Genomic DNA, 24,618 nt, shown 5'->3' with positions numbered 1-24,618 from the left:
CCGCCGCTTTCTTGTTTACTTCTAGATCGGCTCCGGCAGCGTGACGCCGGCCTTGGCGGCGATCGGCTTCAGCGCCTCCATGATCCCGGCGGCGAGGGCGACGCCCTCCTTCAGGGCCTGGTCCCGGTGCTTCAGCCCCTTCTCTCCCGGCAGCCTGACGGGCGGCAGCCCCGGCCGCGGCGCCGCGGCGCGGCAGGCGGCGGCGGTGTGCCCGGTCTGCCGGGTGAAGGCGTCGAGCCCGGCGAAGGCCTCCGGGTCGATCACCTGCAGGAAGACGCCGGCGATCATGCCGGCCGGCTTCTCGACGCGGCCGTAGCCGGCCAGGCCCTGGGTCAGCGCCTCGGTCATCAGCGCCCAGCCATAGCCCTTCTGGCCGTGGTCGATGCCGCCGGCGGGCAGGATGGTGCCGCCCTGGGTGATGGCGGCCGGGTCGTCGGTGGGCGTGCCCTCGGCGTCGAGCAGCCATTTCTGCGGGAAGCGGCCGCCCTGGGCGATCAGCCGCAGGCTCATATTGTTGGTGGTGATCGAGGCGCTGATATCGGTCACCACCGGCACGCCGCCGGTCGGGAAGCCGGCCGAGACCGGGTCCGGGGCGAGCACGCCCTGGCGCGCGCCGAAGGGGGCGACGCTGGCGGTGCCGGGGGCGCTGCTGTGCAGGATGCACATCATGCCCTGCGCGGCGGCGCGGGCCGGATAGACCGCCAGGCAGCCGATATGGTGGCTGTTGCCGATGGCGATGCTGGCGGTGCCGTGCTGCCGGGCGCGGGCGATGCCGATCTCCAGCGCCTTCATGGTCAGCCAGCCGCCGGGCAGGCCGCGGCCGTTCCAGGTCAGGCAGGCGCCGCGGTCGCTGACCACCTCGGGCTCGCCCTCGGTCGCCATGCGGCCGGCGGCCAGGTCGTCCAGGTATTTCGGCATCAGGCCGAGGCCATGGGTGATGTGGCCCATCAGGTCGGATTCGACCAGCACCTCGGCCATCACCGCGGCCTTGTCCGCCGGCACCCCCTGCGCCACGAAGATCGCGGCACCGGCCTGCCGCAGCGCGGCGGGGTCGTAGCGCGGCAGGGCCGGGCCCTCGGCGGGCAGCGGGGCGGCGCTCATGCCGTGCGGCCTCGCGGAGGGAGGGCGGCAAGGCGGGGCATGGACATCTCCTGTTTCTTGGACAGGTAGGATGATCGCACGAGGCCTGGGGGGTCGCAACGCATCAGGCGGAAGCAGGTCCGGCCGGCCCGGCGGCCGGATAACGAGACCGATCCCCACGCCGACTTGACGAAGAGGATCGAAATGCCGCGGCAATTCTCATTATTTTGACGATCGCGCCGCTAGGCTGGCCCTGCCCCTTCAGGTCCAAGGAAGTCCAGGATGAGCGCCTCGCCGCTTTACACCCCGAGACTGCCCGGTCCGGCCCTCGCCAATCCGGGCCGCGACATCAACTGGGCCGGGCTGCTGGGCCTTCTCGCCGCCAGCTGGACCGGCCTCGCTGTCATCGGCTGGCTGCTGCTGCACGGCTGATCCGGCCGCCGCGCCGCGCCGTCAGGCCACCGTCTCGCCGAAGACCTCGTCCCAGCAGGCGCGCAGCGCGATGTCGACCTCCGCCATGGTGGCGGTGACGCCCAGCGCCCAGAGGCTGGTCACGCCATGCTGGCGGATGCCGCAGGGCACGATGCCGGCGAAATGCGACAGCTCCGGCTCGACGTTCAGCGCGATGCCGTGCCAGCTGACCCAGCGCGTCACCCGCACGCCGATGGCGCCGATCTTGCTCTCGCGCCCGCCGCCCTCGGCCACCCAGATGCCGACCCTGCCCGCCCGCCGCTCGCCCTTGACGTTGAAGCGGTCGAGGGTGCGGATCATCCACTCCTCCAGCCCCTCGACATAAGCGCGGATGTCGCGCGCCGGCACGCGGCCATGCGGCCGCTGCAGGTCGAGCAGGACATAGCCGGTGCGCTGGCCGGGACCGTGATAGGTCCATTGCCCGCCGCGTCCCGCCGCATAGACGGGGAAGCGCGGATCGACCAGGTCGGCCGGGCTGGCCGAGGTGCCGGCGGTGTAGCTGGGCGGGTGCTCGACCAGCCAGACCTGCTCGGGCGCGGTGCCGGCGCGGATCGCGGCGACCCGCGCCTGCATGGCGCCGAGCGCGGCGGGATAGTCGGTCAGCCCCTCCTCCACCCGCCATTCCAAGGGCGAGGCGGGCGGCAGGGCGGGCGGTTCCGCCCCGGCGGCGAGGGCGGCGGCCAGCGGGATCTCGGTCGTCATGCCGGCGGAGATGCCACATCCCGGCGAAATATCCACCGGAAGTTTGCCGCGGGGCGTTGCCGACCGGGCATTCCTTCGCTATACGCCCGTCCCTGTCGATACATTACCATTGTGCGGCCATGGCGGAATGGTAGACGCGTCAGCTTGAGGTGCTGGTGGGGGCAACCCCGTGGAAGTTCGAATCTTCTTGGCCGCATATTTCCCCTAATCGCCCCGCTTGCCATCCGGTCCAGGTCCCTTGTGGCCCGCCGCCGGCTCCGTCATCGTCCGGGGCACGGAGGTGCCAATGGACGAGGATTTTCGCAAAGCCGCGCTCGACTATCACCGGCTGCCCCGCCCCGGGAAGCTGAGCGTCGAAGCCACCAAGCGGATGGCGACCCAGCGCGACCTGGCCCTGGCCTATTCCCCCGGTGTCGCCGCCGCCTGCGAGGCGATCGCCGAGGACCCCCGCGCCGCCTATGAGATGACCACCCGCGGCAACATGGTCGCAGTGATCACCAATGGCACCGCCGTGCTCGGCCTCGGCGCCATCGGCGCCCTGGCCTCGAAGCCGGTGATGGAAGGCAAGGCGGTCCTCTTCAAGAAGTTCGCCGGCATCGACTCCATCGACCTCGAGGTCGAGGAGCGCGACCCCCAGAAATTCATCGACGCGGTCGCGGTGCTCGAGCCCTCCTTCGGGGCGATCAACCTCGAGGACATCAAGGCCCCCGAGTGCTTCATCATCGAGCAGACGCTGCGCGAGCGGATGAAGATCCCGGTCTTCCATGACGACCAGCACGGCACCGCCATCATCGTCGCCGCCGCCGTGCGCAACGGGCTGCTGGTGCAGGGCAAGGCGCTGGCCGAGGCGAAGATCGTCACCTCCGGCGGCGGCGCCGCGGCGCTGGCCTGCCTCGACCTGCTGGTGGCGATGGGCGCGAAGCGCGAGAACATCACGGTCACCGACATCAAGGGCGTCGTCTATATCGGCCGCAACGAGCTGATGGACCCCTACAAGGACCGCTACGCCCGCGAGACCGAGCAGCGGACGCTCGCCGACGCCCTGCCCGGCGCCGATGTCTTCCTCGGCCTCTCGGCGCCGCGCGTGCTGAAGCCGGAATGGCTGCCGCTGCTGGCGCCGAAGCCGCTGGTGCTGGCGCTCGCCAATCCGGAACCGGAAATCCTGCCCGAGGCGGTGCGCGCCGCCCGGCCGGACGCGATCGTCGCCACCGGCCGCTCGGACTATCCGAACCAGGTCAACAACGTCCTCTGCTTCCCCTTCATCTTCCGCGGCGCCCTCGATGCCGGGGCGACCACGATCAACGAGGAGATGAAGGTCGCCGCCGTCGAGGCGATCGCCCGCCTCGCCCGCGTCGAGGCCTCCGAGGTGGTGGCCGCGGCCTATGGCGGCCAGGCGCCGGTCTTCGGGCCCGACTACATCATCCCGAAGCCCTTCGACCCGCGGCTGATCCTGGAGATCGCCCCGGCCGTCGCCCGCGCCGCCATGGATTCCGGCGTCGCCGCCCGGCCGATCACCGATTTCCCGGCCTATCGCGAGACGCTGGAGCGCTTCGTCTACCGCTCCGGCGACCTGATGCGCCCGGTGATCCATGCCGCCCGCAAGGCGCCGAAGCGCGTGGCCTATGGCGAGGGCGAGGATGAGCGCGTGCTGCGCGCCGTGCAGACCGTGCTGGATGACGGCATGGCCGAGCCGGTCCTCGTCGGCCGCCGCGCGGTGATCGAGGCCAAGGTGCGCGCCATGGGCCTGCGCATGGACCTCTCCGAGAGCGTCCGGGTGGTCGACCCGACCGAGGACCATGCCCTCTTCGCGCCGCTGGTGGAGATCTACCGCGGCAAGGTGGGGCGCCGCGGCGTGCCGCCGGATGCCTGCGAGCGCTTCGTCCGCACCCGCCCCAGCGTCGCCGCCGCCCTGCTGCTGGAAGCCGGCCAGGTCGATGCCGCGCTGGTCGGCGGCCAGGGCGAGTGGATGCGCACCTGGCACCAGGCCTATGACGTCATCGGCAAGCATCCCTCGGCCAGCCGGGTCTATGCGCTGACCGGCGTGATCCTGCCGGCGGGGACGCTGTTCTTCGTCGACACCCATCTGCTGGTCGATCCGACCGCCGAGCAGGTGGCGGAGATGACGCTGCTGGCGGCCGAGCAGGTGCGCGCCTTCGGCATGACCCCCAAGGTCGGGCTGCTGTCGCATTCCTCCTTCGGGGCCAGCCAGGCCCCCTCGGCGCGGAAGATGCGCGAGGCGCTGAAGCTGATCCAGGCCGCCGCCCCCGATCTCGAGGTGGATGGCGAGATGCATGCCGATGCGGCGCTGGTGCCGGCGATCCGCGACAAGGCGGTGCATGACAGCCCGCTGACCGAATCGGCCAATCTGCTGGTCATGCCGAATCTCGACGCGGCGAACATCGCCTACAACCTGGTCAAGGCGGCGGCGGATGGCCTGCAGCTCGGCCCGATCCTGCTGGGCATGGCCAAGCCGATCCATGTCCTGGTGCCGAGCGTCACCGCGCGCGGCATCGCCAACCTGACGGCACTGGCCTCGGCCCAGGCCTGAACCCTGTCGAAGGAGGCTGAACTTAAACTAGGTTAAGCCCAAATGAAGCAATGATCCCCGGAAGCCAGGCTTTCGGGGATCATCCTGCTCGCGGGCCGCAGAATCGACGCGCGATCCGCGCGGCAATGTTTTCGACACCGCTGATCTTTTGCCCGCCGCGCGCGTTATCCCCTGGTTTTTTCAGGCCTTCGCGCAACCAAGCACTGCGGACAAGCTTCTGCTCGGGCGAAGTTCATCGTTTTGGCGCGGAACGGCGAATTGCCGCCGTGTTAACGCCGTGGCAATTCTGCGCAGCAGCCATGATTCCGCCGCTTCCCCATGCTGGGATGGCGCGACCTTAGCCAGGAGGACCTGCCCTGTGACCAAACCCCTGAAGAAGGCCGTGCTGCCCGTTGCCGGTCTGGGTACGCGGTTCCTGCCCGCGACCAAGGCGCTGGCGAAGGAGATGCTGCCGGTCGTCGACAAGCCGCTGATCCAGTATGCGGTGGAAGAGGCGCGCGCCGCCGGCATCGACCAGTTCTGCTTCGTCACCGGCCGCGGCAAGACCGCCATCGTCGAGCATTTCGACGTCGCCTACGAGCTGGAGCGCACCCTCGAGGAGCGCGGCAAGCAGGAGGTGCTGGAAGACCTGCGCCGCCAGTCGCAGCTGCCGGGCAGCATCACCACGGTCCGCCAGCAGGTGCCGATGGGCCTCGGCCACGCCATCTGGTGCGCCCGCTCCTTCATCGGCGACGACCCCTTCGCCATCCTGCTGCCCGACGACCTGATGCTGTGCAAGACCTCCTGCACCCAGCAGCTGGCCGAGGCCTATTACGAGACCGGCGGCAATGTCGTGGCCATCGAGGAAGTCCCGATGGAGCGCGTCAACAAGTATGGCGTGCTGGACGTGGCCGAGGACAAGGGCCGGCTGGTCTCGGTCAAGGGCCTGGTCGAGAAGCCGAAGCCCGAGGTCGCCCCCTCCAACCTGACCGTCATCGGCCGCTACGTGCTGATGCCGGAGGTGCTGCCCTTCCTGGCGATGATGGAAAAGGGCGCCGGCGGCGAGGTGCAGCTGACCGATGCCATGGCCAAGCTGATCGGCACCCAGCCCTTCCACGGCCTGCGCTACGAGGGCCGGCGCTTCGATTGCGGCGACAAGATCGGCTATCTCGAGGCGCAGATCGCCTTCGCGCTGCAGCGCCCGGATCTGGCCCAGGCGGTGCACGACTTCCTGCCGAAATACGTCTGAGGGACGCGGCCCGATGCGCATCGCCATGATCGGGGCCGGCTATGTCGGCCTGGTCTCCGGAGCCTGCTTCGCCGAGTTCGGCACCGATGTCTGCGTGGTCGATACCGAGATCAGCAAGATCGAGGCGCTGCGCGAGGGCCGCATCCCCATCTATGAGCCCGGCCTCGACAAGCTCGTCGCCGAGAATGTCGCCGATGGCCGGCTGACCTTTACCACCGACCTGAAGGAAGCCGTCCGCGGCGCCGAGGCCGTCTTCCTGGCTGTCGGCACGCCGACCCGGCGCGGCGACGGCCATGCCGACCTGTCCTATGTCTTCGCCGCCGCCGAGCAGGTGGCGCTGGCGGCCGAGGGCCCGATCGTGCTGGTGACGAAGTCGACCGTTCCCGTCGGCACCGGGCGCAAAGTGAAGGAAATCGTCCGCAAGGCGCGGCCGGACCTGGAGATCGAGGTCGCCTCGAACCCGGAATTCCTGCGCGAGGGCAATGCCATCGGCGACTTCATGCGGCCGGACCGCGTCGTCGTCGGCGTCGATTCCGACCGCGCGCTGACGGTGCTGAAGAAGCTCTATCGCCCGCTCTACCTGATCGAGACCCCGGTCGTGGCCACCGCCATCGAGACCGCCGAGCTGATCAAGTACGCGGCGAACGCCTTCCTGGCGGTGAAGATCACCTTCATCAACCAGATGGCCGACCTCTGCGAGAAGGCGGGCGCCAACGTCCATGACGTGGCCCGCGGCATGGGGCTCGACGGACGCATCGGCAGGAAATTCCTGCATGCCGGCCCGGGCTATGGCGGCTCCTGCTTCCCGAAGGACACCCTGGCCCTGGCCCGCACCGCGCAAGAGCTCGGCGCGCCGGCCACCATCGTCGAGCAGACCATCGCCGCTAACGAGGCGCGCAAGGCGCAGATGGCCGAGCGCGTCATCGCCGCCTGCGGCGGCTCGGTCGGCGGCAAGACCATCGCCGTGCTCGGCGTCACCTTCAAGCCGGAGACCGACGACATGCGCGATGCGCCGTCGCTGGTCATCCTGCCGGCGCTGATCGCCGCCGGCGCCACGGTCCGCGCCTATGACCCGCAGCCGAGCCACGCCAAGCCATCGCTGCCGGGCGGCGTGCACTGGGCCGACAGCGCGCTCGACGCGGCCAGGGACGCCGACGCCCTGGTGCTGATCACCGAGTGGAACGAGTTCCGCGCCCTCTCCCCCGAGAAGCTCCGCGCCGCCATGGCCGGCAAGGTCGTCTGCGACCTGCGCAACGTCTGGGATCCCGAGGCGATGCGCGAGGCCGGCTTCGACTATTCCTCCATCGGCCGCCCCTGATTTCCCAAAGGAACACTGGATGTCTGCTTTCCACCACGCGTTCCACCCGACCTCGCTGCGCGAATACGATATCCGCGGCATCGTCGGCAAAACCCTCTCCGGGGCGGATGCCTTCGCCATCGGCCGCTGCTTCGGCAGCATCGTCGTCCGCCAGGGCGGCAAGAAGGTCGCGGTCGGCTATGACGGCCGCCTCTCCTCGCCGGAGCTCGAGGCGCAGCTGGTCGCCGGCCTGGTCGCCTGCGGCCTCGAGGTCGCGCGGATCGGCTGCGGCCCGACGCCGATGCTGTATTTCGCGGCCTATGAGCTGGGCGCCGACGGCGCCGCCATGGTCACCGGCAGTCACAACCCGCCGGACTACAACGGCTTCAAGATGATGCTGGGCAAGAAGCCGTTCTTCGGCCAGCAGATCCAGGAGATCGGCCGCATGGCCGAGGCCGGCGACGTGGTGCCGGAAGCCTCGGGCAGCTCGACCAAGGTCGATGTCGCCGACGCCTACCTGGCCCGCCTGCTGAAGGATTATGACGGCGGCGAGCGCGCGCTGAAGGTGGTCTGGGATCCGGGCAATGGCTCGGGCGCCGAGGTCACCAAGCGCATGGTCGCCAAGCTGCCCGGCGAGCATACCGTGATCAACGGCGAGATCGACGGCACCTTCCCGGCGCACCACCCCGACCCGACCGTGCTGAAGAACCTGGCGCAGATCATCGCCGAGGTGAAGAAGCAGGGCGCCGACCTCGGCATCGCCTTCGACGGCGACGCCGACCGCATCGGCGCGGTCGACGGCGAAGGCAACATGCTGTTCGGCGACCAGCTGCTGGTGGTCCTGGCCCGCGACGTGCTGAAGGCGCATCCGGGCGGCACCATCATCGCCGACGTCAAGGCCAGCCAGGTGCTGTTCGACGAGGTCGCCAAGGCCGGCGGCACGCCGCTGATGTGGAAGACCGGGCATTCGCTGATCAAGGCGAAGATGGCCGAGACCAAGGCGCCGCTCTCGGGCGAGATGTCGGGCCATATCTTCTTCGCCGACAAGTGGTACGGCTTCGACGACGCGCTCTACGGCGCGATCCGCCTGCTGGGCATCGTCGCCCGCGCCGACCAGTCGCTGGCCGAGATGCGCGCCGGCCTGCCGCAGGTGCTGAACACGCCGGAGCTGCGCTTCGACTGCCCCGACGAGCGCAAGTTCGGCGTCATCACCGAGGTCAAGGAACGCCTGGCCAAGGCCGGCGCCAAGGTCAACGACGTCGACGGCGTCCGCGTGCTGACCGAGGATGGCTGGTGGCTGCTGCGCGCCTCCAACACCCAGGCGGTGCTGGTGGCCCGCGCCGAGGCCAAGACCGAGGAAGGGCTTGAGCGGCTGAAGAAGGATATTGCGGCGCAGGTCGAGGCCTCGGGCCTGGCCGCACCGGATTTCTCGGGCGAGAACGCCGGGCACTGAAGCCAAGGCCAGGGGGCTCTGCCCCCTGGACCCCCGCCGGGGGGATGGTATCCCCCCGGACCCCGCCTTCAAGGGCGGGTGGTCGGCAGCGCGCAGCAGGGCTAGCCTTTGCTTCTTTGCGCGAGGCCCCTCCCATGCTGCAACGTCCCCCTGCCGAACCCGGCATGCGCGAGGATGAGGTCGATACCCCGGCCCTGATCCTCGACCTCGACGCCTTCGAGGCCAATCTGGACGCCATGGCCGGCTTCCTGGCGCCCACGGGCACGAAGCTCCGCGCCCATGCCAAGACCCACAAATCGCCGATCGTGGCGCTGCAGCAGATGCGCCGCGGCGCCGTCGGCCAATGCGTGCAGAAGGTCGCCGAGGCCGAGGCGCTGGCCTGGGGCGGCGTCACCGATATCCTGGTCAGCAACGAGGTGGTTTCGCCCCGCAAGCTAGCCCGCCTGGCCGCGCTGTCGCGACTCAGCAAGGTGGCGCTCTGCGCCGACAACCATGAGGCCGTCGCGCTGATCGAGCAGGCCGCCGAGGCCGCCGGCCTGCGCATGACCGTGCTGGTGGAGATCGATGTCGGCGCCGGCCGCTGCGGCGTGCCACCGGGGCCGGAGGCGGTGGCGCTCGCCCAGCGCATCGCAGCCAGCCCGCATCTGATCTTTGGCGGGCTGCAGGCCTATCACGGCAGCGCCCAGCATATCCGCACCCCCGCCGGCCGGGCGGAGGCCATCGCCGGCGCCATCGAGCAGACCCGGCGCACGGTGGAGCAGCTGCGCCAGCAGGGGCTGGACTGCGCCATCATCGGCGGTGCCGGCACCGGCACCTTCCGGCATGAGGCGGCCAGCGGCGTCTACAACGAGATCCAGGCCGGCTCCTATGCCTTCATGGATGCCGATTATGCCGCGAACGAGGAGGCGCCGCCCTTCCGCCACGCGCTCTTCGTGCTGGCCCAGGTGATGAGCCGGCCGCGCGCCGATTTCGCCGTGCTGGATGCCGGCCACAAGGCGCTGCCCACCGACAGCGGCTTCGCCAGGCCCTGGCAGCGCCCCGGCCTGCGCTATGTCGGCGCCTCCGACGAGCACGGCAACCTGCGGGTGGAAGACGGCGCCGCACCCGCGTTGGGCGAGAAGCTGCGCCTGGTCCCTGGCCATTGCGACCCGACGATCGACCGCTACGACTGGTTCGTCGGCGTGCGGGGTGGTCGCGTGGAGTGTCTGTGGCCCATCGCCGCCCGCGGCGCGATGGCCTGAATGTGGGGGTCCGGGGGCATTCAATGCCCCCGGCGGGGTTTCAGGGGCGGAGCCCCTGATCCTTCTTCTTCAGCAGGAACAGCGCCTGCTCCCCGAAGAAGTTCGCCAGCCTGACCGACTTCTTCCACGGCGCCCGCGCGCCCTTCTCGTCGACCGCCAGCCATTGCTCGATCGCGTAGCCGTCGCGCTCGCAGAGGTCGACGAAGTCCAGGATGGTGCAGGGGTGGATGTTGGGCGTCTCGTACCAGGGCCGTCCCCAGGTCTCGGTCATCGGCATCCGCCCGGTCAGCACCAGCTTCAGCCGCACTTCCCAATGGCCGAAATTCGGGAAGGAGATGACCGCGTGGCGGCCGATGCGCAGCATCTGGCGCAGCACCTCGCGCGGCTTCTCGACGGCGTGGATGGTGCGGGAGAGCACGACGAAGTCGAAGGCGTCGTCGGGGTAGAAGGCCAGGTCGTTGTCGGCGTCGCCATGGATGACCGCCAGGCCCTGGGCCACCGCGGCGGTGGCCTGGGCCATGTCGATCTCGATGCCGCGGGCGTCGGCGCGCTTCTCCCGGGTCAGGTGGTCGAGCAGCGCGCCATCGCCGCAGCCGATGTCGAGGACGCGGGCGCCGGGGGTGATCATCCCGGCGATCAGCCGCAGGTCGAGGCGCATGTTCTTGGCGACGTAGCGCACCGGTTCCGGGGTGTCGGGCAAGGGCGCGGCTCCTGACCTCAGCGGGATGGGCGGATGGTTACCGCTGCCAGCGCCGCGGCGCCAGCCTCAGCCCAGCGGCTTGATCAGCTCGGTGGTATAGGGGGAGAAGCCGAAGCGCTGATAGGCGGCCTGGGCGCGGTCATTGCCGACCACCACGCCGATCAGCATCCGCTTCATGCCGCGGGCGCGGGAGAGGCGCTCGGCCTCGGCCAGCAGGGCGGTGCCGATGCCGAGGCTGCGCGCCTCGGGCCGGACGTAGAGCTCGGCGACATAGGCGTAGTCGCGCTCGGTGACATAGGGCGGGTGGCGCTCGAAGGTCAGGAAGCAGTGGCCGAGGACGGCGCCCTCCCGCTCGGCGACCAGGGCATGGCCCTGGCTGCGGGCGACCCTGGCCTCGGCCACCTCGAGCGAGGCGATGGCCGTCTCGCGGTCGCCCAGGCGGTCGCCGGTGATCCCGGCCTCATGCCGGTTGAGGCCCTGGAACTGCTCGACCAGGGCCTCGCGGTCAGCCGCGGTCGCGGCGCGCAGGATCAGCTCCATCGCGCCGCGCCCCTTCTCAGTTGAACAGGCTGGAGACCGAGCTTTCCTCGGTGATGCGGCGGATCGCCTCGGCCAGCAGCGGCGCGATGGTCAGCTGCCGGATGTTGGAGGAGACGCGCACCGCCTCGGTCGCCTGGATGCTGTCGGTGACCACCATGCGCTCGATCGGCGCGGCGCCGATGCGGGCGACCGCGCCGCCGGAGAAGACGCCGTGCGTGACATAGACCGAGGCCGACTTGGCGCCGTTCTTCAGCAGGGCTTCCGCGGCGTTGCACAGGGTGCCGCCCGAATCGACGATGTCGTCGACCAGGATGCAGTCGCGGCCTTCCACGTCGCCGATGACGTTCATCACCTCGGAGACGCCGGCGCGCGGGCGGCGCTTGTCGATGATGGCCAGGTCGGTGTGCAGCCGGGCGGCGATGGCGCGGGCGCGGACGACGCCGCCGACATCGGGGGAGACGACCATCAGGTCGCGGCCCTTGTACTGCTCCAGGATGTCGCGCGCGAAGAGCGGCGCGGCGAAGAGGTTGTCGACCGGGATGTCGAAGAAGCCCTGGATCTGGCCGGCATGCAGGTCCAGCGTCAGGACGCGGTCGGCGCCGGCCTCGGTGATCAGGTTGGCCACCAGCTTGGCGCTGATCGGCGTGCGGCTGCCGGACTTACGGTCCTGCCGGGCATAGCCGAAATAGGGAATGACCGCCGTGATGCGCTTGGCGCTGGAGCGGCGCAGCGCGTCCAGCGTGATCAGCAGCTCCATCAGGTTGTCGTTCGCCGGGTAGCTGGTGCTCTGCACCACGAAGACGTCCTCGCCGCGGACGTTCTCATGGATCTCCACGAAGACTTCCATATCGGCGAAGCGCCGGATGGAGGCCTGGGTGAGCGGCAGGTTCAGCGCGGCGGCGACCGCCTCGGCGAGCGGGCGGTTGCTGTTGCAGGCGACGATTTTCATGGGGCGAGGCATCTCCGGGCAGCGGGACCCTGGCGCAAAGGCGGGGCGCAAGTCAGGCCCGGCGAGGGACGGGCGGGTGGTAGCAACGTGACGGTCCCATGTCCATCGCCGAGGCAGCGCAAGGCCATGCGAGGCTTGCGATTCGGGGCTGCGCCGGGTGGCCCGGGGGGCTTTTCCGGGGCCAGGGAGGCCAGGCGGCACCGCTTGCCCGTTCTGTTATGTTATACTATTACTTTCCTATGAGCCTGTTCAGCGAAGCCTCCTGGGTCTCCCTGCCGCGGCGCAGCGTGGTCGCCGGGCGCGATTCGGCCGTGCTGGGCGAATTCCTGCGCCCCGAGGTCGGGCTGCTGCTGTGGGACCGCCCGCTGCCCGCACCCTTGCGTCGCGGCGCGCGAGAAATGCTGCAGGCCGGCGCCCGCCTGGAAGCCGAGGGCGAACCCACCGCCCTGCTCGATTCGCTGCTCGCCCAGGCGCCGCTGCCGCAGGCCTGGCTGGCCGAGCTCGGCGGGCTGGCGCTGCTGCTCGCCGGATTCGCCGGCCGGCCGCAGCTGCGCGCCCGGCTGGAGGCCCCCTGCCCCGAGCCCGCCCCGGCATTCCGCGACAGCGGGCCGGGGCTGACCCTGCTCTGCACCTATCGCGGCCCGGCGACGCAATGGCTGGCCCCTGGCCCACCGGAGGCCACCGGCGCCGAGATCCGCCAGGCCGCGACCGGCAGCGTGCTGCTGCTGCGCGGCGCCTGGAAGCTGCGCCCGCCGCCCTCCCCTGCCCTGTCCGCCTCGCCCGGCAGCCCGCCCCGCCTGCTGCTGCGCCTCGAGACGCTCCCCTGAGGATCCCTGCCCCATGAGCAAGCTCCTGCCCGTCACCGTGCTGTCCGGCTTTCTTGGCGCCGGCAAGACGACGCTGCTGAACCACGTCCTGGCCAATCGCGAGGGCCGGCGCGTCGCCGTCATCGTCAACGACATGTCGGAAGTGAACATCGATGCCGCGCTGGTCGAGCAGGGCGGCCGCCTGTCGCGCACCGAGGAGAAACTGGTCGAGATGACCAATGGCTGCATCTGCTGCACGCTGCGCGAGGACCTGATGCAGGAGGTGGCGCGGCTGGCCGCCGAGGGCCGCTTCGACGCGCTGCTGATCGAGAGCACCGGCATCGCCGAGCCGATGCCGGTCGCCGCCACCTTCGACTTCCGCGACGAGCAGGGGCATTCGCTGGCCGATGTCGCGCGGCTGGACAGCATGGTCACCGTGGTCGATGCCGGCGCCTTCCTCGCCGGCTATGCCAGCGCGACAAGCCTGGAGAGCCTGGGCGAGACCGCCGGCCCCGAGGACCGCCGCCTGCTGGTCGACCTCCTGGTCGAGCAGGTCGAGTTCGCCGACTGCCTCGTCGTCAACAAGCTGGACCTGATCGATGCCGACGACCGGCACCGGCTGCTGGCGCTGCTGCGCGGGTTGAACCCGAAGGCCGAGCTGATCCTGGCCGAGCAGGGCCGGGTGCCGATCGAACGCCTGCTCGGCACCGGCCGCTTCGACTTCGCGGCGGCCAGCCAGGCGGCCGGCTGGTCGCAGGCGCTCAGCCACGACCACCTCCCCGAATCGGAAGAGTTCGGCATCCGCCACTTCGTCTGGCGCGCCCGCCGCCCGCTGCACCCGGCGCGCTTCAAGGCCTTCATCGAGAGCGACCTGCCCGGCGTGCTGCGCGCCAAGGGCTTCTTCTGGCTGGCCAGCCGGATGGGCTGGGCGGGCAGCTGGCAGCTCGCCGGCCGCATCGGCCGCCACGAGCCCGCCGGCCACTGGTGGGCCGCGACATCCCCGGAGGACTGGCCCGCCGACCCCGCCTGGCGCGCCGCGGTCAAGGCCAACTGGCAGGAGCCGCATGGCGACCGCCGCCAGGAGCTGGTCTTCATCGGCATCGAGCTCGACGAGGCAGCGCTCCGCGCGGGGCTGGAGGCCTGCCTGCTGACGGCGACGGAAATGGCGCTGGGGGAGAAGGGCTGGCGGCGGCTGGAGGACCCGTTCCAGAAGTGGGGGCCGTAAAGGGCAGGAGGGCGGCAGGCCGCGACGGACACGGCCCCCTCGCCCGCCCTACTCCGCCGCTTCCGGCAATGCCGCCAGCGCCGCCGCCAGCGCCAGGCGGTCGATCGGCTTCGGCAGATGGGCATGGATGCCCGCCGCCAGGGAGGCGGCGCGTTCCGCCATGCCCGCGGCGCTGACCGCGATGATGCCCAGCGGCGCGCCGGCGCGCGGCAGGGCGCGCAGGCGGCGGGCGGTCTCCGGCCCGTCCAGGCCGGGCATCTGCAGGTCGAGCAGCACCACCTCGACCTGGGCGCCGGCCTCCAGCAGGGCCAGCGCCGCCTCGCCGCTGTCGGCCAGCAGCACGGCGTGGCCATCGGCCTCCAGCAGGGCCTGGGCGACCAGGCGGTTCACCGCGACATCGTCGACCACCAGCACGCGGCGCGGCGTCACCGGGCGGGCGGCGGCGGCGGGGACCGGCGCGGGCGGCGGCAGGACGGCCTCGGGCAGCGGCACCTCGACCCAGAAGCGGCTGCCGCTGTCGCCGGGACCGGCGGCGACGCCGATGCGGCCGCCCATGGCCTGCACCAGGCCGGCGGAGATCGCCAGGCCGAGGCCGGTGCCTTCGGTCTCGCCATGCGGGCGGTCCTGCGGCAGGCGGGAGAAATCCTGGAACAGCCGGGCGCGCTGGCCGGCGGGGATGCCCGGGCCGGTGTCGATCACCTCGAGGCGCAGGCCCTGGCCGGGCAGCGGCGCCAGGCGCAGCTGCACGGTGCCGCCGGCGGGGGTGAACTTCACCGCATTGCCCAGCAGGTTCAGCAGCACCTGGCGCAGCCGGCGGGCATCGCCCAGCACCGCGGCCGGCGTGTCGGGGGCGCTGTCGACGCGCAGCGCCAGGCGCCTGCGGGCGGCCTCGGGCTGCACCAGGGCGATGGCGCCATCGACCAGGGCGCGCAGCGGCACCGGCGCGGCCGAGAGGGTCAGGCGGCCGGCCTCGACCTGGGCCAGGTCGAGCGCGTCATTGACCAGCGCCAGCAGATGCTGGCCGGCGCGGTGGATGACGGCGATCTGGCTCTGCGCCTCGGCCGTCAGGTCGGGACGCGCGGCCAGCAGCTGCGACAGGCCGAGCACGCCGTTCAGCGGCGTGCGCAGCTCGTGGCTCATGCGGGCCAGGAAGCGGGACTTGGCCTGGCTGGCCTGCTCGGCGGCCTCACGCGCGGCGGCGGCGGCGGCCAGCGCCCGGCGCTCGCCGCGCTCGCGGAACATGGCGAGCAGCACGAAGCTGGTGGCGATGCCGTGCATCATCGACTGCAGCACGATGACCTTGGGGAAGGCGGCATCGGGCAGGCTGGGGGTGAGATGCCAGCCATCCTGCAGCAGGGCGGCGGGAATGCGCAGCAGGGTCAGCCCGCCCTGCAGGGCGAAGGCCAGGCCGAGGAAGCCGCGATAGACCAGGCTGTCGGCGCGGCCGCGCCAGAAGGTCCAGGCGGTGCCGAGCAGCAGCGGCGAGACCAGCACTGACATGATGATGACCCGCATCTCGACGGCGTCGGCCAGTCCCGGCACCTGGCGCAGGCCGAGCCAGAGCAGGCCGCCCAGCAGCAGCGGCCAGTGCGGCGCGGCCAGGCCGTCGAAGCGGCGGGCGCCCTGCCAGCCCAGGCCGATGGCGGCCAGGATGACCAGGTTGCCGAGGTCGATGGAGATCCGGTCGGGCAGCGTGCCGCGCAGCCCGAGCAGCGCGGTGCCGAGGCCGAAGCAGAGCAGCGACAGCCCCCATTCGCGCAGGCCGCCGATCCGGTGCCGGTCGACCGACAATCCGATCCACAGGCCGCCGAGCAGCAGGCTGAGCAGGGTGCTGACCAGCAGGAGGGTCGCAGGGTCGAGACGCAAGGAAATGGTTCTGGGAAATGGCTCTGGTGGCCGGGAAGGAAAAAGCCCGGTCCTTTGCGGACCGGGCCCCTCTTCTACCAAGAGCCTTGCGGCAGCCCTAGCGCGAAGTCAGTGGCACGGCGAAGTAACTGCGCCGCGCCGCCGAGCAATCAGACGTTGAAACGGAACAGCATGATGTCGCCGTCCTTGACCACGTACTCCTTGCCCTCGATGCGCATCTTGCCGGCTTCCTTGGCGCCCTGCTCGCCGCCCAGCGCCACGTAGTCGTCATAGGCAATGGTCTCGGCGGCGATGAAGCCGCGCTCGAAATCGCCATGGATGACGCCGGCGGCCTGCGGCCCCTTCATGCCCCGGATGATGGTCCAGGCGCGGGCCTCCTTGGGGCCGACCGTGAAGTAGGTGATCAGGCCGAGCAGGCCGTAGCCGGCGGCGATGACGCGATCCAGGCCGGAATCGGCCAGGCCCAGGCCCTCCAGGAACTCGCCGCGGTCGGCCTCGTCCATCTGGCTGATCTCGGCCTCGATGGCGGCGGAGACGATGACCGCCTTGGCGCCCTCGGCCTTGGCGCGCTCGAACACCTTGGCGCTGTGCGCATTGCCGGTCGCCGCATTCGCCTCTTCGACGTTGCAGACATAGAGGACGGGCTTGCTGGTCAGCAGCTGCAGGCGGCGCACCGCCTCCTCCTCGCCCTTCGGGATCGAGAAGCGGGCGGGCTTGCCGTCGCGCAGCCCGGCCAGGATCGGCTCGATCAGCGCGGCCTGGCCGGTCGCCTCCTTGTCGCCGCTGCGGGCGCGCTTGACCAGGCCGGTCAGGCGCTTCTCCAGGCTGTCCATGTCGGCGAGCATCAGCTCGGTCTCGATGGTGTCGGCGTCGCGGATCGGGTCGACCGAGCCTTCGACATGGGTGACGTCGCCATCCTCGAAGCAGCGCAGGACGTGGACGATGGCGTCGGTCTCGCGGATGTTCGCCAGGAACTGGTTGCCCAGCCCCTCGCCGCGCGAGGCGCCGCGCACCAGGCCGGCGATGTCGACGAATTCCAGGCTGGTGGGGACGATCTTCTGGCTCTTGCCGATCCGGGCGATGACCTGCAGGCGCGGGTCGGGCACGGCGACGCGGCCGACATTCGGCTCGATGGTGCAGAAGGGGTAGTTGGCCGCCTGGGCCGCGGCCGTCTGGGTCAGCGCGTTGAACAGGGTGGACTTGCCCACGTTCGGCAGCCCGACGATCCCGCAATTGAAGCCCATTGTTGCATTCTCTCAGGGTTATGCTGGCCTGGTCGGGCGCAGGTCCCTGAACGGCCTAATGAATAGAAAAAAGATGGGGGTCTGGGGGAATTCATTCCCCCAGCCTTTGCTCCTACAGCGCCGCCGCGATCTCGGCCGCCAGCTGCGCCGCCGAGATGCGCGCCGAGGCATCGTCGGTCGGCAGCGCCAGGGCCGCCGCGCGGATCTGGGTGATGGCGGCCGAAACCGAGACATCCAGCGACTTGGCCGCGGCTGCGATCAGTCCGGGCCGCGCCTGGCGCGGCGCCTCGGACAGCGCCTGGGCGATGGCCAGCGCCAGCGCCGCGCGGTTGGCCGCCGATTCGATGGCGCCCTTGTGCCCGGTGTCGCTGGCTTCCAGCGCCGCGGCGGTGCCGGCCAGGACATGCGCCTGGGACAGCAGGGCCGCGGCCAGGGCGGCGGCGCCATTGGCCATGTCCTCGGGGCCGGGGCCGCCGAATTCCGCCGCCAGATCGGCCGCCGCGTCTTCCATCGCCATTGTCTCAGCTCTCCTGGGTCAGCAGGGCCACGCGGGTCATGAAGGCTTCCGGCTCGCCACGGACGAGCAGGGGCGCGGCCTCCGCCACCGCATCCAGCATGGGTTCCAGCCAGGTGTCCACCTTGGCGAAATTGCCCAGCACATGGCCGGTGACCTTTTCCTTCATCCCCGGATGGCCGATGCCGAGGCGGATGCGCCAGTAGTCGGGCGCGCCGAGGCGCCGGTCCATGTCGCGCAGCCCGTTATGGCCGGCCGCACCGCCGCCCTTCTTCACCCGGATCTTGCCGGGGGCGAGGTCGAGCTCGTCATGGAAGGCGGTAATGCCGTCGAGCGGAATCTTGTGGAAGGCGGCGGCCGGCTGCACCGCCTCGCCGGAGAGGTTCATGTAGGTCTGCGGCTTCAGCAGCAGCAGCTTCTGCCCGCCGATGACGCCTTCCGAGACCAGCCCCTTGAAACGTTGCCGCCACGGCGTGAAGCCGTGGCGGCGCGCGATGGCGTCGAGCGCCATGAAGCCGATGTTGTGGCGGTGCCGCGCCTGGCCCGGTTCGGGATTGCCGAGGCCGACCCAGAGCAGCACCGCGACGAACCCTGCTTACTTCTTCTTCGCGGCGGCGGCCGGGGCGGCAGCCTTGCCGCCCTTCTTGCCCTTGGCGTCCGGCGCGGCGACCGGGGCGGCGATGATCACCTCCTCCTCGACCGTCGGCGGCGCGATGGTGGCGACGACGAAGTCACGGCCGACGATCACCGGCTTGGTGCCCTTGTGGTCGACGACGTTCGACCAGCGCAGGCTGTCGCCGATCACGGCGGCGGCCAGGTCGATCTCGAACTGGTCGGGCACCTGATCCGGGTCGGACAGGACTTCCAGGTCGCGGCGGACGATGTTGACGACGCCGCCTTCCTTGACGCCCGGCGCGGTCTCCTCGTTCAGGAACACCACCGGCACCTTCACGCGGATCATCTGACCGGCGGCGAGGCGCTGGAAGTCGACGTGGACGGGGGTGTCCTTGACGGGGTGGAACTGCACTTCGCGCATCAGGCAGCGCTCGGTCGCGCCGCCGGCCACCGCCACCTCATAGAGGTGCGACTGCCAGCCGCCCTTGTGCATTTCCTTCATGACGTCGCGCGGGTCGAGCGAGAGGAGGACAGCCTCCTGCTTCGCGCCGTAAATGACGGCGGGCACGCGCCCATCACGCCGGGTCGCGCGCGCCGCCCCCTTACCGGCCCGCTCGCGCGCCTCGGCCTCGATCCGAATGGTCTGGACCATGCTAAGCTCCGCTTGCTGTGGCGCCCGCGCGGCCTGTGGCCGGGGCGCCTGCCAAAATCCGCGCCAGGCGAATGCCCAAACGCGATGACGCCGGCCTCCAGGGGTGCCAGCGCGGGGCGCGGTCTAGGCCATCGCCGCGCCGGAAGCAAGCGTTCCGGCGGCGGCTCAGGCCTTGCGGAAGGTCAGCACCAGCACGTCGCGATGGCCGGGCCGGGCCGGATCGAGCGGCGCGATCGGCGTCACGCCGTGCCAGACCCGCCGGTCGTCCAGCAGCACGCTGTCCATCGGGTTCTCCAGCGTGAAACTCTGCTCGCCGGGCTGGCCGTCGACGCGGATGCCGGTGACGCCGCCGGCGACGTTCTCGCGCCCGACCATGGCGACCAGCACATAGTCGACGCCGTCGCGGTGCATCCCCTCGGGCGTCGGCTTGCCGGCCTCGTCGGGCCGCGCCTGGATGCGGAACTGGTGCATCTCGACATGCCAGTCGGCGCCCGGCGCCACCTGGTCGAAGACGGCGCGGGCGCCGGACAGCAGGGCGGCCAGCGCCGGGCCGGCCGAGACCTCCGGCGTCACCGGGGCGAACCAGCGCTCGATGCCGCCATTGAGCTGGTTGAAGACGCGCGCCTGGTAATGCGGCTGGTCGGGCGCGCGGGTCAGCGCCGGGTCGCCGGCCCGCAGCGCGAAGACGGCATGGCGGCGCAGCCGGTAGCGCCCGCCATCGGCCATGTGCCGGTCCGGCTCCAGCGCGCCCCAGCTGGCGGCGAAGGCCTGCCAGTCGGCGCCGCCGGGCGTGGCGCCGAACAGCGTGGCGGCCTGCGCCGCCGGCAGCGACGCATAGCCGGCGGCGGCGATGGCCGCGCCCGTTTCCTCGACCAGCGCTTGCCGCGGCGCGTCATTCCCCATGAGGGCTCAGTCCTTCGTCGCCTGTTCCAGGAAGCGCAGCAGGGCCGCCAGATCCTCCGCCTCCTCCACCGCAGGGGCGGGGGCGGGATGCGCGACCGGCGGCGCCTCGGCGCCCCCGGTGAGCAGATCGGCCAGCGCCTGCTTCGTCCAGATGCCCTGGCTGCGGGCCAGGGCCCCGGAATAGGCATAGCCCGCCACCCCCGCCACCGGCCGCCCGAAGAGCTTGCCGAGATGCGGGCCGGCCTTCAGCTCGGCCGCGCCGGAGGGCGGGGCGGACAGGCTGTGGCAGCCGCCGCAGCCGCGGAACACCCGCGCCCCCTCCATGTCGATCGCCGCCGGCCGGGCCGGGCGCGGGCTGCCGGCAGCCGCCGCCGGGCCGAGCACGACGCCGCGCTGCAGATCGATGGCGCGCAGCCGGCCATCGGCGCCGCCGGCATAGAGCAGCGCCGCGTCGGGGCTGAAGGCCAGGCTGCCGACCGCGACGCCGCCCGAGGCCAGGCTGTGCCGCAGCCGCCCCTCCGGCAGGCTCCAGACCGACAGGCCGCCGCCCGGTCCGGCCGCCGCCAGCAGGCTGCCATCGGCGCTGGCCGCCAGCCCCGCCAGCGGGCCGCGCCCGGCCTCGACATGGCGGCCGGTGGAGGCCAGGGCGGCGGCGGCCGGCGCCGCCGTCGGCATGGCGAGCAGCCGCAGCAGCCCGTCGGTGCCGGCGACCACCAGCAGCCCGCCCGGCAGGCCGAGCACGGCGGAGAGCGGCACGCCGAAGCTGGCCAGCAGCACCGGCCGCGCCACGCCGCCCGCCTCCCCCGCCGGCCAGCCCAGGAGCTGGCCATCGCCCCCCGCCGTCACCGGCAGGCCGTCGGCGCGGAAGGCGGCGCCGGTGACCGGGCCGCGATGGCCCTCCAGCCGGCGCGGCGGCTGGCCGGGCTGCCACAGCCGGGCGGTGCCATCGGCCGAGGCCGACAGCAGCAGCCCCGCCTGCGCGGCCAGCGCGACCAGCGGGCCGGCATGCTCCTCCAGGCGGAGGGCGGGATGGTCGCCGGGCGGGTCGCCCCAGAGGCTCAGCGCGCCATCCTGGCCGCCGCTGGCGAAGCCGCCGGAGGGCAGCGCGGCCAGCGCCAGCACCGGCGCCGTGGCGGCGGGTGCGAGCGGCCGGGCGACGGCCAGGTCGGCCGACCAGAGGTAGAGGAGCCCGTCGGCGCCGCCGGAGACCACGCCGCCCTGCGGCAGCACGGCCAGCGCCTGCACCGGCCCGGCATGGCCCGCAGCGGGGCCCGCGGCAGCCTGAACAGCGACCGGCGCCGCGCGCGGCGGGTCCGACGCGGCGGCGGCCGCGGCCGGCAGCGACAGCAGCAGGAGAAGGCCCAGCAGACGCAGCATGATGCCGCCGACAATGGCGCCTGGCCCCGCCGCGGGAAAGGGGCCGGGCCGCAGAAGCTCAGCCGTCCTGCGGCGGGGCGGGGCGCGGCCGAAGGCCGCCCTTCCCCCCCGGCGTGCCGCCGAAGGCCGCGCGGAAGGCGGCGCCGAAGGCCGAGGCGCTGGCATAGCCCACCGCCGCCGCCGCCCGCGCCGGCGTCGCACCCTGGGCCAGCAGCGCCGCCGCCTCGGCCAGCCGCCAGTGCTGCCGCCAGGCGCCGAAGCTCATCCCCGTCTCGGCACGGAAGCGGCGGGTCAGGGTGCGGGCGCTGGCGCCGACCGTCGCCGCCCAGCCCTCCAGCGTCAGGTCGCTGGCCGGCCGCGCCTGCAGGGCGGCCACCAGCCGCAGCAGCCGCGGGTCGCGCGGCTGCGGCACGCCGAGCGGCAGGCGGTCGGCGCGGGCGATCTCGTCCAGGATCAGCGCCGCCAGCGGGCCGCCGCGGCCCTGCGGGTCCCAGTCCGGCGGCTCGTCGCAGGCGGCCAGGATCAGCTCGCGCAGCAGCGGCGAGACGACCAGCACGGTGACGCCGCCCGGCCCGGCGCGGGCGGCATCCTCGCGCAGGAACAGCGCGCGCATGGCGACGCGGCCCTGCATCGCCACCGCATGCGGCAGCCCGGCCGGCACCCAGAGCCCGCGACCGGGCGGCACCACGAAGGCGGCCGTGTCGGTGGCGATCCGCATCACCCCGTGGCTGGCATAGATCAGCTGGGCGCGGCGGTGCGCGTGGCGGGCGGCGCCCTCGCCATCGGCATAGTCGCGGCGGAAGCCGGCCAGCGGGCGGTCCACCGCCTCCTGCGGCAGGTTCAGCACCGGATGCGGCGGCATTTGGCCGGGTGGCGACATGATCTGGCCGGATGTCGTTTCCGGGTCAGGATAACCTCGGCTGACGCGACGGCAAGCGAAATGGCCGTCCGACCCTCGTTCCCGACCGGAAGCGCCCCCATGGCCCTGCATCCCGCGACGCGTCAGATCGCCTTCATCAACGCGGCCCACAGCATCACCCATTTCAGCCTGCTGATCCTGGCCACCGCCGTGCTCGGCATGGTGCAGCAGGACCCGACCCGCTTCGGTGCCGAATACGGGCCGATCATGGCGCTCGGCACCGCCATGTTCGTGGTCTATGGCGTCGGCGCCCTGCCGATGGGCTGGCTGGCCGAGAAGCTCGGCCGCCGCAGCCTGATGCTGGGCTTCTTCTTCGGCACCGGCGCCTGCATGGCGCTGGCCGGCCTGACCACGACGCCCTTCCTGCTGGCGGCGGCGCTGGCGGGGATGGGGGCGTTTGCCGCCATCTACCACCCGATCGGCACCGCCATGCTGGTCGAGGCCGCCGGCGACAAGGTCGGCCGCGCCGTCGGGCTGAACGGCGTCTTCGGCAATTTCGGCGTGGCGCTGGCGCCGGTGCTGACGGCGGCCCTGGCGATCTCCTTCGGCTGGCGCTGGGCCTTCCTGGTGCCGGGCGTCGCCTGCATGGCGCTGGGCCTGCTCTACTGGCGCGAGCCGGCCATCGACATGGCCAATGCGCGCGGCCCGGCCCGGCCCTTCCCCGCCATCCCGCCGGCCGTGGTGAAGCGCGCGGTGGTCGTGCTGCTCTCCATCGCCGCCGCCTCCGGCCTGGTGTTCAACGCCTTCACCCTGCTGCTGCCCAAGCTGATGGAGGAGCGCCTGGCCGGCAGCCCCGACCTGCTGCCGGTGATCGGCACGCTGGCCTTCCTGGTGACCCTCTGCGGCGGGCTGACCCAGTTCACCGTCGGCCGGATGATCGACCGCAGCACGCTGAAGCGGGTCTTCCTGCCGATGGCCATGGTGCAGGTGCCCGCCATGCTGGCCCTGGCCTTCGCCCAGGGCTGGATGGTGCTGCCGATCGCGGCGCTGCTCGCCGCCTCGATCTTCGGCCAGGTCACGGTGAACGAGACCATGACGGCGCGCTACATCGCCCCCGCGCTGCGGGTGAAGCTCTACTCGATCCGCTTCTTCGTGGGCTTCCTCGGCGCCGCAGCCGCCGCCCCCGTGGTCGGGCTGCTGCACGAGGCGACCGGCAACCTGGCCCTGACCATCCTGGTGCTGGCCGGCTTCGGCGGCATCACCCTGGTCTGCGCCCTATTCTTCCCGGACCGCCAGGAAGAACTGAAGCCGGAACTCTGGGCGACGAACGCGGCGGCGCCGGCGGAGTAAGAAAGAAAGAAGAAAAGGGCAGGCCAGGGGAAGGAATTCCCCTGGACCCCTTCTTTTTTCTGTTCCTTGGGCCGCTTGAAGGGCACCCCCCCCCACCGGGCGCGGCAGCAGGGCGTTGCCGCCCCTGCCTAGTCCTTGCGCCCCTTGAAGATCATCACCACCGCGGCGACGGCCAGCAGCGTCCACATGGCGACCGGCGGCGCGTCGAAACCCTGGGCATGCCACAGCGGCAGCGCCGCCAGCGCCGCCAGGATCACCACCACGGTGACGATATAGGTGATCATCCGCCGAGATGGCGCGCCAGGAAGCCGAGCGCGCGCTGTTCCGCCAGCGCCGCATCGGCCGGGCTGTAGGCACCGCGCTCCTCGCAGGCGAAGCCGTGCGGCGCGCCCGGATAGGTGAAGACCTCGACCTCCGGCTGGGCGGCGCGGATGGCGGCGACATCCGCCATCGGGATGCCCTGGTCGGCCTCGCCGAAATGCAGCTGCACCGGGCAGTGCGGCGTCTCGTCCCTCGCCGCGGCGATGCCGCCGCCATAATAGCCGACCGCGGCACCGAACACCTCGGAGCGGGTCGCGCCATGCCAGGCGACGCTGCCGCCCCAGCAATAGCCGATGATGCCGAGCCTCGCCCCCTGCCCCAGCCCGGCGCGCAGCGCGGCGGCGGCGGCCTCGATGTCGAGCAGGGTGGCGGCCGGCTCGATCGCGCCGCGCAGCGCCAGCCCCTGCTTCACGTCTTCCGGCGCATAGCCCAGCTCGACCCCCGGCTGCGCGCGATCGAACAGCGCCGGGGCGATGACGGCATAGCCCTGCTGGGCGAATCGCTCGCAGACCCGGCGCATGTGGCGGTTCACGCCGAAGATCTCCTGTACCACCACCAGCCCGCAGCGGGCGCTGTCCGGGCCCAGCCGCCAGGCGGAGAGCCGGTGCCCGTCGGCGGCGGCCAGTTCGATCTGCATGCGACTCTCCTCGGGGTCCGGGCCATTCCCGGAAGCGGCG

The 24,618-nt window shown here is 71.8% G+C and carries 24 protein-coding genes and 1 tRNA gene; 10 read left to right on the top strand and 15 right to left on the bottom strand.

Annotated features, from left to right (window positions below; genetic code table 11):
* Positions 1-21: 21 nt before the first annotated feature.
* Entirely contained in the window at positions 22-1,101 is a 1,080-nt protein-coding gene (locus WFI16_RS02045) for an Ldh family oxidoreductase (RefSeq protein ID WP_419896123.1), read from the bottom strand.
* Positions 1,102-1,362: 261 nt separating this feature from the next.
* Between WFI16_RS02045 and WFI16_RS02040 the strand changes: the two genes are divergently transcribed.
* The gene (locus WFI16_RS02040) at positions 1,363-1,512 is read left to right on the top strand and encodes a hypothetical protein (protein WP_419896122.1); all 150 of its coding nucleotides are present in this window, start codon (positions 1,363-1,365) and stop codon (positions 1,510-1,512) included.
* Positions 1,513-1,533: 21 nt separating this feature from the next.
* On the opposite strand, the gene lipB is transcribed toward WFI16_RS02040, so the two are convergent.
* Complete coding sequence (lipB, locus tag WFI16_RS02035; protein WP_419896121.1) at positions 1,534-2,253, bottom strand: lipoyl(octanoyl) transferase LipB; 720 nt, start codon at positions 2,251-2,253, stop codon at positions 1,534-1,536.
* A 113-nt stretch (positions 2,254-2,366) separates the two neighbouring features.
* Here lipB and WFI16_RS02030 point away from each other — a divergent pair.
* From WFI16_RS02030 to WFI16_RS02005, 6 genes are all read left to right on the top strand, one after another.
* Positions 2,367-2,449, top strand: a tRNA-Leu gene (locus WFI16_RS02030).
* A 90-nt stretch (positions 2,450-2,539) separates the two neighbouring features.
* Positions 2,540-4,801: an NADP-dependent malic enzyme gene (locus tag WFI16_RS02025; protein WP_419896120.1), complete on the top strand. Its 2,262-nt coding sequence runs from the start codon at positions 2,540-2,542 to the stop codon at positions 4,799-4,801.
* Between the two features lie 358 nt (positions 4,802-5,159).
* Positions 5,160-6,029, top strand: coding sequence for a UTP--glucose-1-phosphate uridylyltransferase GalU (gene galU, locus WFI16_RS02020; RefSeq protein ID WP_419896119.1), 870 nt, complete (start codon positions 5,160-5,162; stop codon positions 6,027-6,029).
* Positions 6,030-6,042: 13 nt separating this feature from the next.
* Positions 6,043-7,347, top strand: coding sequence for a UDP-glucose dehydrogenase family protein (locus tag WFI16_RS02015; RefSeq protein WP_419896118.1), 1,305 nt, complete (start codon positions 6,043-6,045; stop codon positions 7,345-7,347).
* A 19-nt stretch (positions 7,348-7,366) separates the two neighbouring features.
* Positions 7,367-8,779 carry a phosphoglucomutase/phosphomannomutase PgmG gene (pgmG, locus tag WFI16_RS02010; protein ID WP_419896117.1) on the top strand — a complete coding sequence of 471 codons (1,413 nt, stop codon included), beginning with the start codon at positions 7,367-7,369 and terminating at the stop codon, positions 8,777-8,779.
* 134 nt (positions 8,780-8,913) lie between these two features.
* Positions 8,914-10,020, top strand: coding sequence for a DSD1 family PLP-dependent enzyme (locus tag WFI16_RS02005; RefSeq protein ID WP_419896116.1), 1,107 nt, complete (start codon positions 8,914-8,916; stop codon positions 10,018-10,020).
* 40 nt (positions 10,021-10,060) lie between these two features.
* On the opposite strand, the gene metW is transcribed toward WFI16_RS02005, so the two are convergent.
* The 3 genes from metW to WFI16_RS01990 all read right to left on the bottom strand — a co-directional run bounded on the left by metW (position 10,061) and on the right by WFI16_RS01990 (position 12,209).
* Positions 10,061-10,678, bottom strand: a complete 618-nt coding sequence (metW, locus tag WFI16_RS02000) for a methionine biosynthesis protein MetW (RefSeq protein WP_419897135.1) — start codon at positions 10,676-10,678, stop codon at positions 10,061-10,063.
* 108 nt (positions 10,679-10,786) lie between these two features.
* The gene (locus WFI16_RS01995) at positions 10,787-11,260 is read right to left on the bottom strand and encodes a GNAT family N-acetyltransferase (RefSeq protein ID WP_419896115.1); all 474 of its coding nucleotides are present in this window, start codon (positions 11,258-11,260) and stop codon (positions 10,787-10,789) included.
* Between the two features lie 16 nt (positions 11,261-11,276).
* Positions 11,277-12,209: a ribose-phosphate pyrophosphokinase gene (locus tag WFI16_RS01990; RefSeq protein ID WP_076958585.1), complete on the bottom strand. Its 933-nt coding sequence runs from the start codon at positions 12,207-12,209 to the stop codon at positions 11,277-11,279.
* A gap of 239 nt (positions 12,210-12,448) precedes the next feature.
* On the opposite strand from WFI16_RS01990, the gene WFI16_RS01985 reads away from it, so the two are divergent.
* Both WFI16_RS01985 and zigA read left to right on the top strand, forming a co-directional pair.
* A complete protein-coding gene (locus WFI16_RS01985; RefSeq protein WP_419896114.1) occupies positions 12,449-13,036 on the top strand; it encodes a DUF1826 domain-containing protein in 588 nt (195 codons plus the stop codon).
* A 13-nt stretch (positions 13,037-13,049) separates the two neighbouring features.
* Complete coding sequence (gene zigA / locus WFI16_RS01980; protein WP_419896113.1) at positions 13,050-14,240, top strand: zinc metallochaperone GTPase ZigA; 1,191 nt, start codon at positions 13,050-13,052, stop codon at positions 14,238-14,240.
* Positions 14,241-14,288: 48 nt separating this feature from the next.
* On the opposite strand, the gene WFI16_RS01975 is transcribed toward zigA, so the two are convergent.
* The 8 genes from WFI16_RS01975 to WFI16_RS01940 form a co-directional block, all read right to left on the bottom strand.
* Positions 14,289-16,106, bottom strand: coding sequence for an ATP-binding protein (locus tag WFI16_RS01975; protein WP_419896112.1), 1,818 nt, complete (start codon positions 16,104-16,106; stop codon positions 14,289-14,291).
* A 149-nt stretch (positions 16,107-16,255) separates the two neighbouring features.
* Positions 16,256-17,350, bottom strand: a complete 1,095-nt coding sequence (gene ychF, locus WFI16_RS01970; protein WP_419896111.1) for a redox-regulated ATPase YchF — start codon at positions 17,348-17,350, stop codon at positions 16,256-16,258.
* A 112-nt stretch (positions 17,351-17,462) separates the two neighbouring features.
* Positions 17,463-17,867 (bottom strand): hypothetical protein, encoded by a 405-nt coding sequence (locus tag WFI16_RS01965; RefSeq protein ID WP_419896110.1) that lies wholly within the window; start codon positions 17,865-17,867, stop codon positions 17,463-17,465.
* Positions 17,868-17,871: 4 nt separating this feature from the next.
* The gene (pth, locus tag WFI16_RS01960; RefSeq protein ID WP_419896109.1) at positions 17,872-18,444 is read right to left on the bottom strand and encodes an aminoacyl-tRNA hydrolase; all 573 of its coding nucleotides are present in this window, start codon (positions 18,442-18,444) and stop codon (positions 17,872-17,874) included.
* 15 nt (positions 18,445-18,459) lie between these two features.
* A complete protein-coding gene (locus WFI16_RS01955) occupies positions 18,460-19,131 on the bottom strand; it encodes a 50S ribosomal protein L25/general stress protein Ctc (RefSeq protein ID WP_419896108.1) in 672 nt (223 codons plus the stop codon).
* A gap of 165 nt (positions 19,132-19,296) precedes the next feature.
* Positions 19,297-20,034, bottom strand: coding sequence for a 2OG-Fe dioxygenase family protein (locus WFI16_RS01950; protein ID WP_419896107.1), 738 nt, complete (start codon positions 20,032-20,034; stop codon positions 19,297-19,299).
* 6 nt (positions 20,035-20,040) lie between these two features.
* A complete protein-coding gene (locus WFI16_RS01945) occupies positions 20,041-21,411 on the bottom strand; it encodes a hypothetical protein (RefSeq protein WP_419896106.1) in 1,371 nt (456 codons plus the stop codon).
* A gap of 58 nt (positions 21,412-21,469) precedes the next feature.
* Positions 21,470-22,273 carry an AraC family ligand binding domain-containing protein gene (locus tag WFI16_RS01940; RefSeq protein WP_419896105.1) on the bottom strand — a complete coding sequence of 268 codons (804 nt, stop codon included), beginning with the start codon at positions 22,271-22,273 and terminating at the stop codon, positions 21,470-21,472.
* Positions 22,274-22,390: 117 nt separating this feature from the next.
* On the opposite strand from WFI16_RS01940, the gene WFI16_RS01935 reads away from it, so the two are divergent.
* Entirely contained in the window at positions 22,391-23,620 is a 1,230-nt protein-coding gene (locus WFI16_RS01935) for an MFS transporter (protein WP_419896104.1), read from the top strand.
* A gap of 128 nt (positions 23,621-23,748) precedes the next feature.
* Here the strand turns inward: WFI16_RS01935 and WFI16_RS01930 are convergent, their stop codons facing one another.
* Both WFI16_RS01930 and WFI16_RS01925 read right to left on the bottom strand, forming a co-directional pair.
* Complete coding sequence (locus WFI16_RS01930; protein WP_419896103.1) at positions 23,749-23,904, bottom strand: hypothetical protein; 156 nt, start codon at positions 23,902-23,904, stop codon at positions 23,749-23,751.
* Positions 23,901-24,578 carry a dienelactone hydrolase family protein gene (locus tag WFI16_RS01925; RefSeq protein ID WP_419896102.1) on the bottom strand — a complete coding sequence of 226 codons (678 nt, stop codon included), beginning with the start codon at positions 24,576-24,578 and terminating at the stop codon, positions 23,901-23,903. The genes WFI16_RS01930 and WFI16_RS01925 overlap by 4 nt, the downstream gene beginning before the upstream one ends.
* Positions 24,579-24,618: the final 40 nt, after the last annotated feature.

The sequence above is a fragment of the Roseomonas sp. USHLN139 genome, from assembly GCF_037145735.1.
Lineage (GTDB): Bacteria > Pseudomonadota > Alphaproteobacteria > Acetobacterales > Acetobacteraceae > Pseudoroseomonas.
Note: the sequence above shows the minus strand (reverse complement) of the source record. Positions and strands in the feature narration are given on the sequence as shown.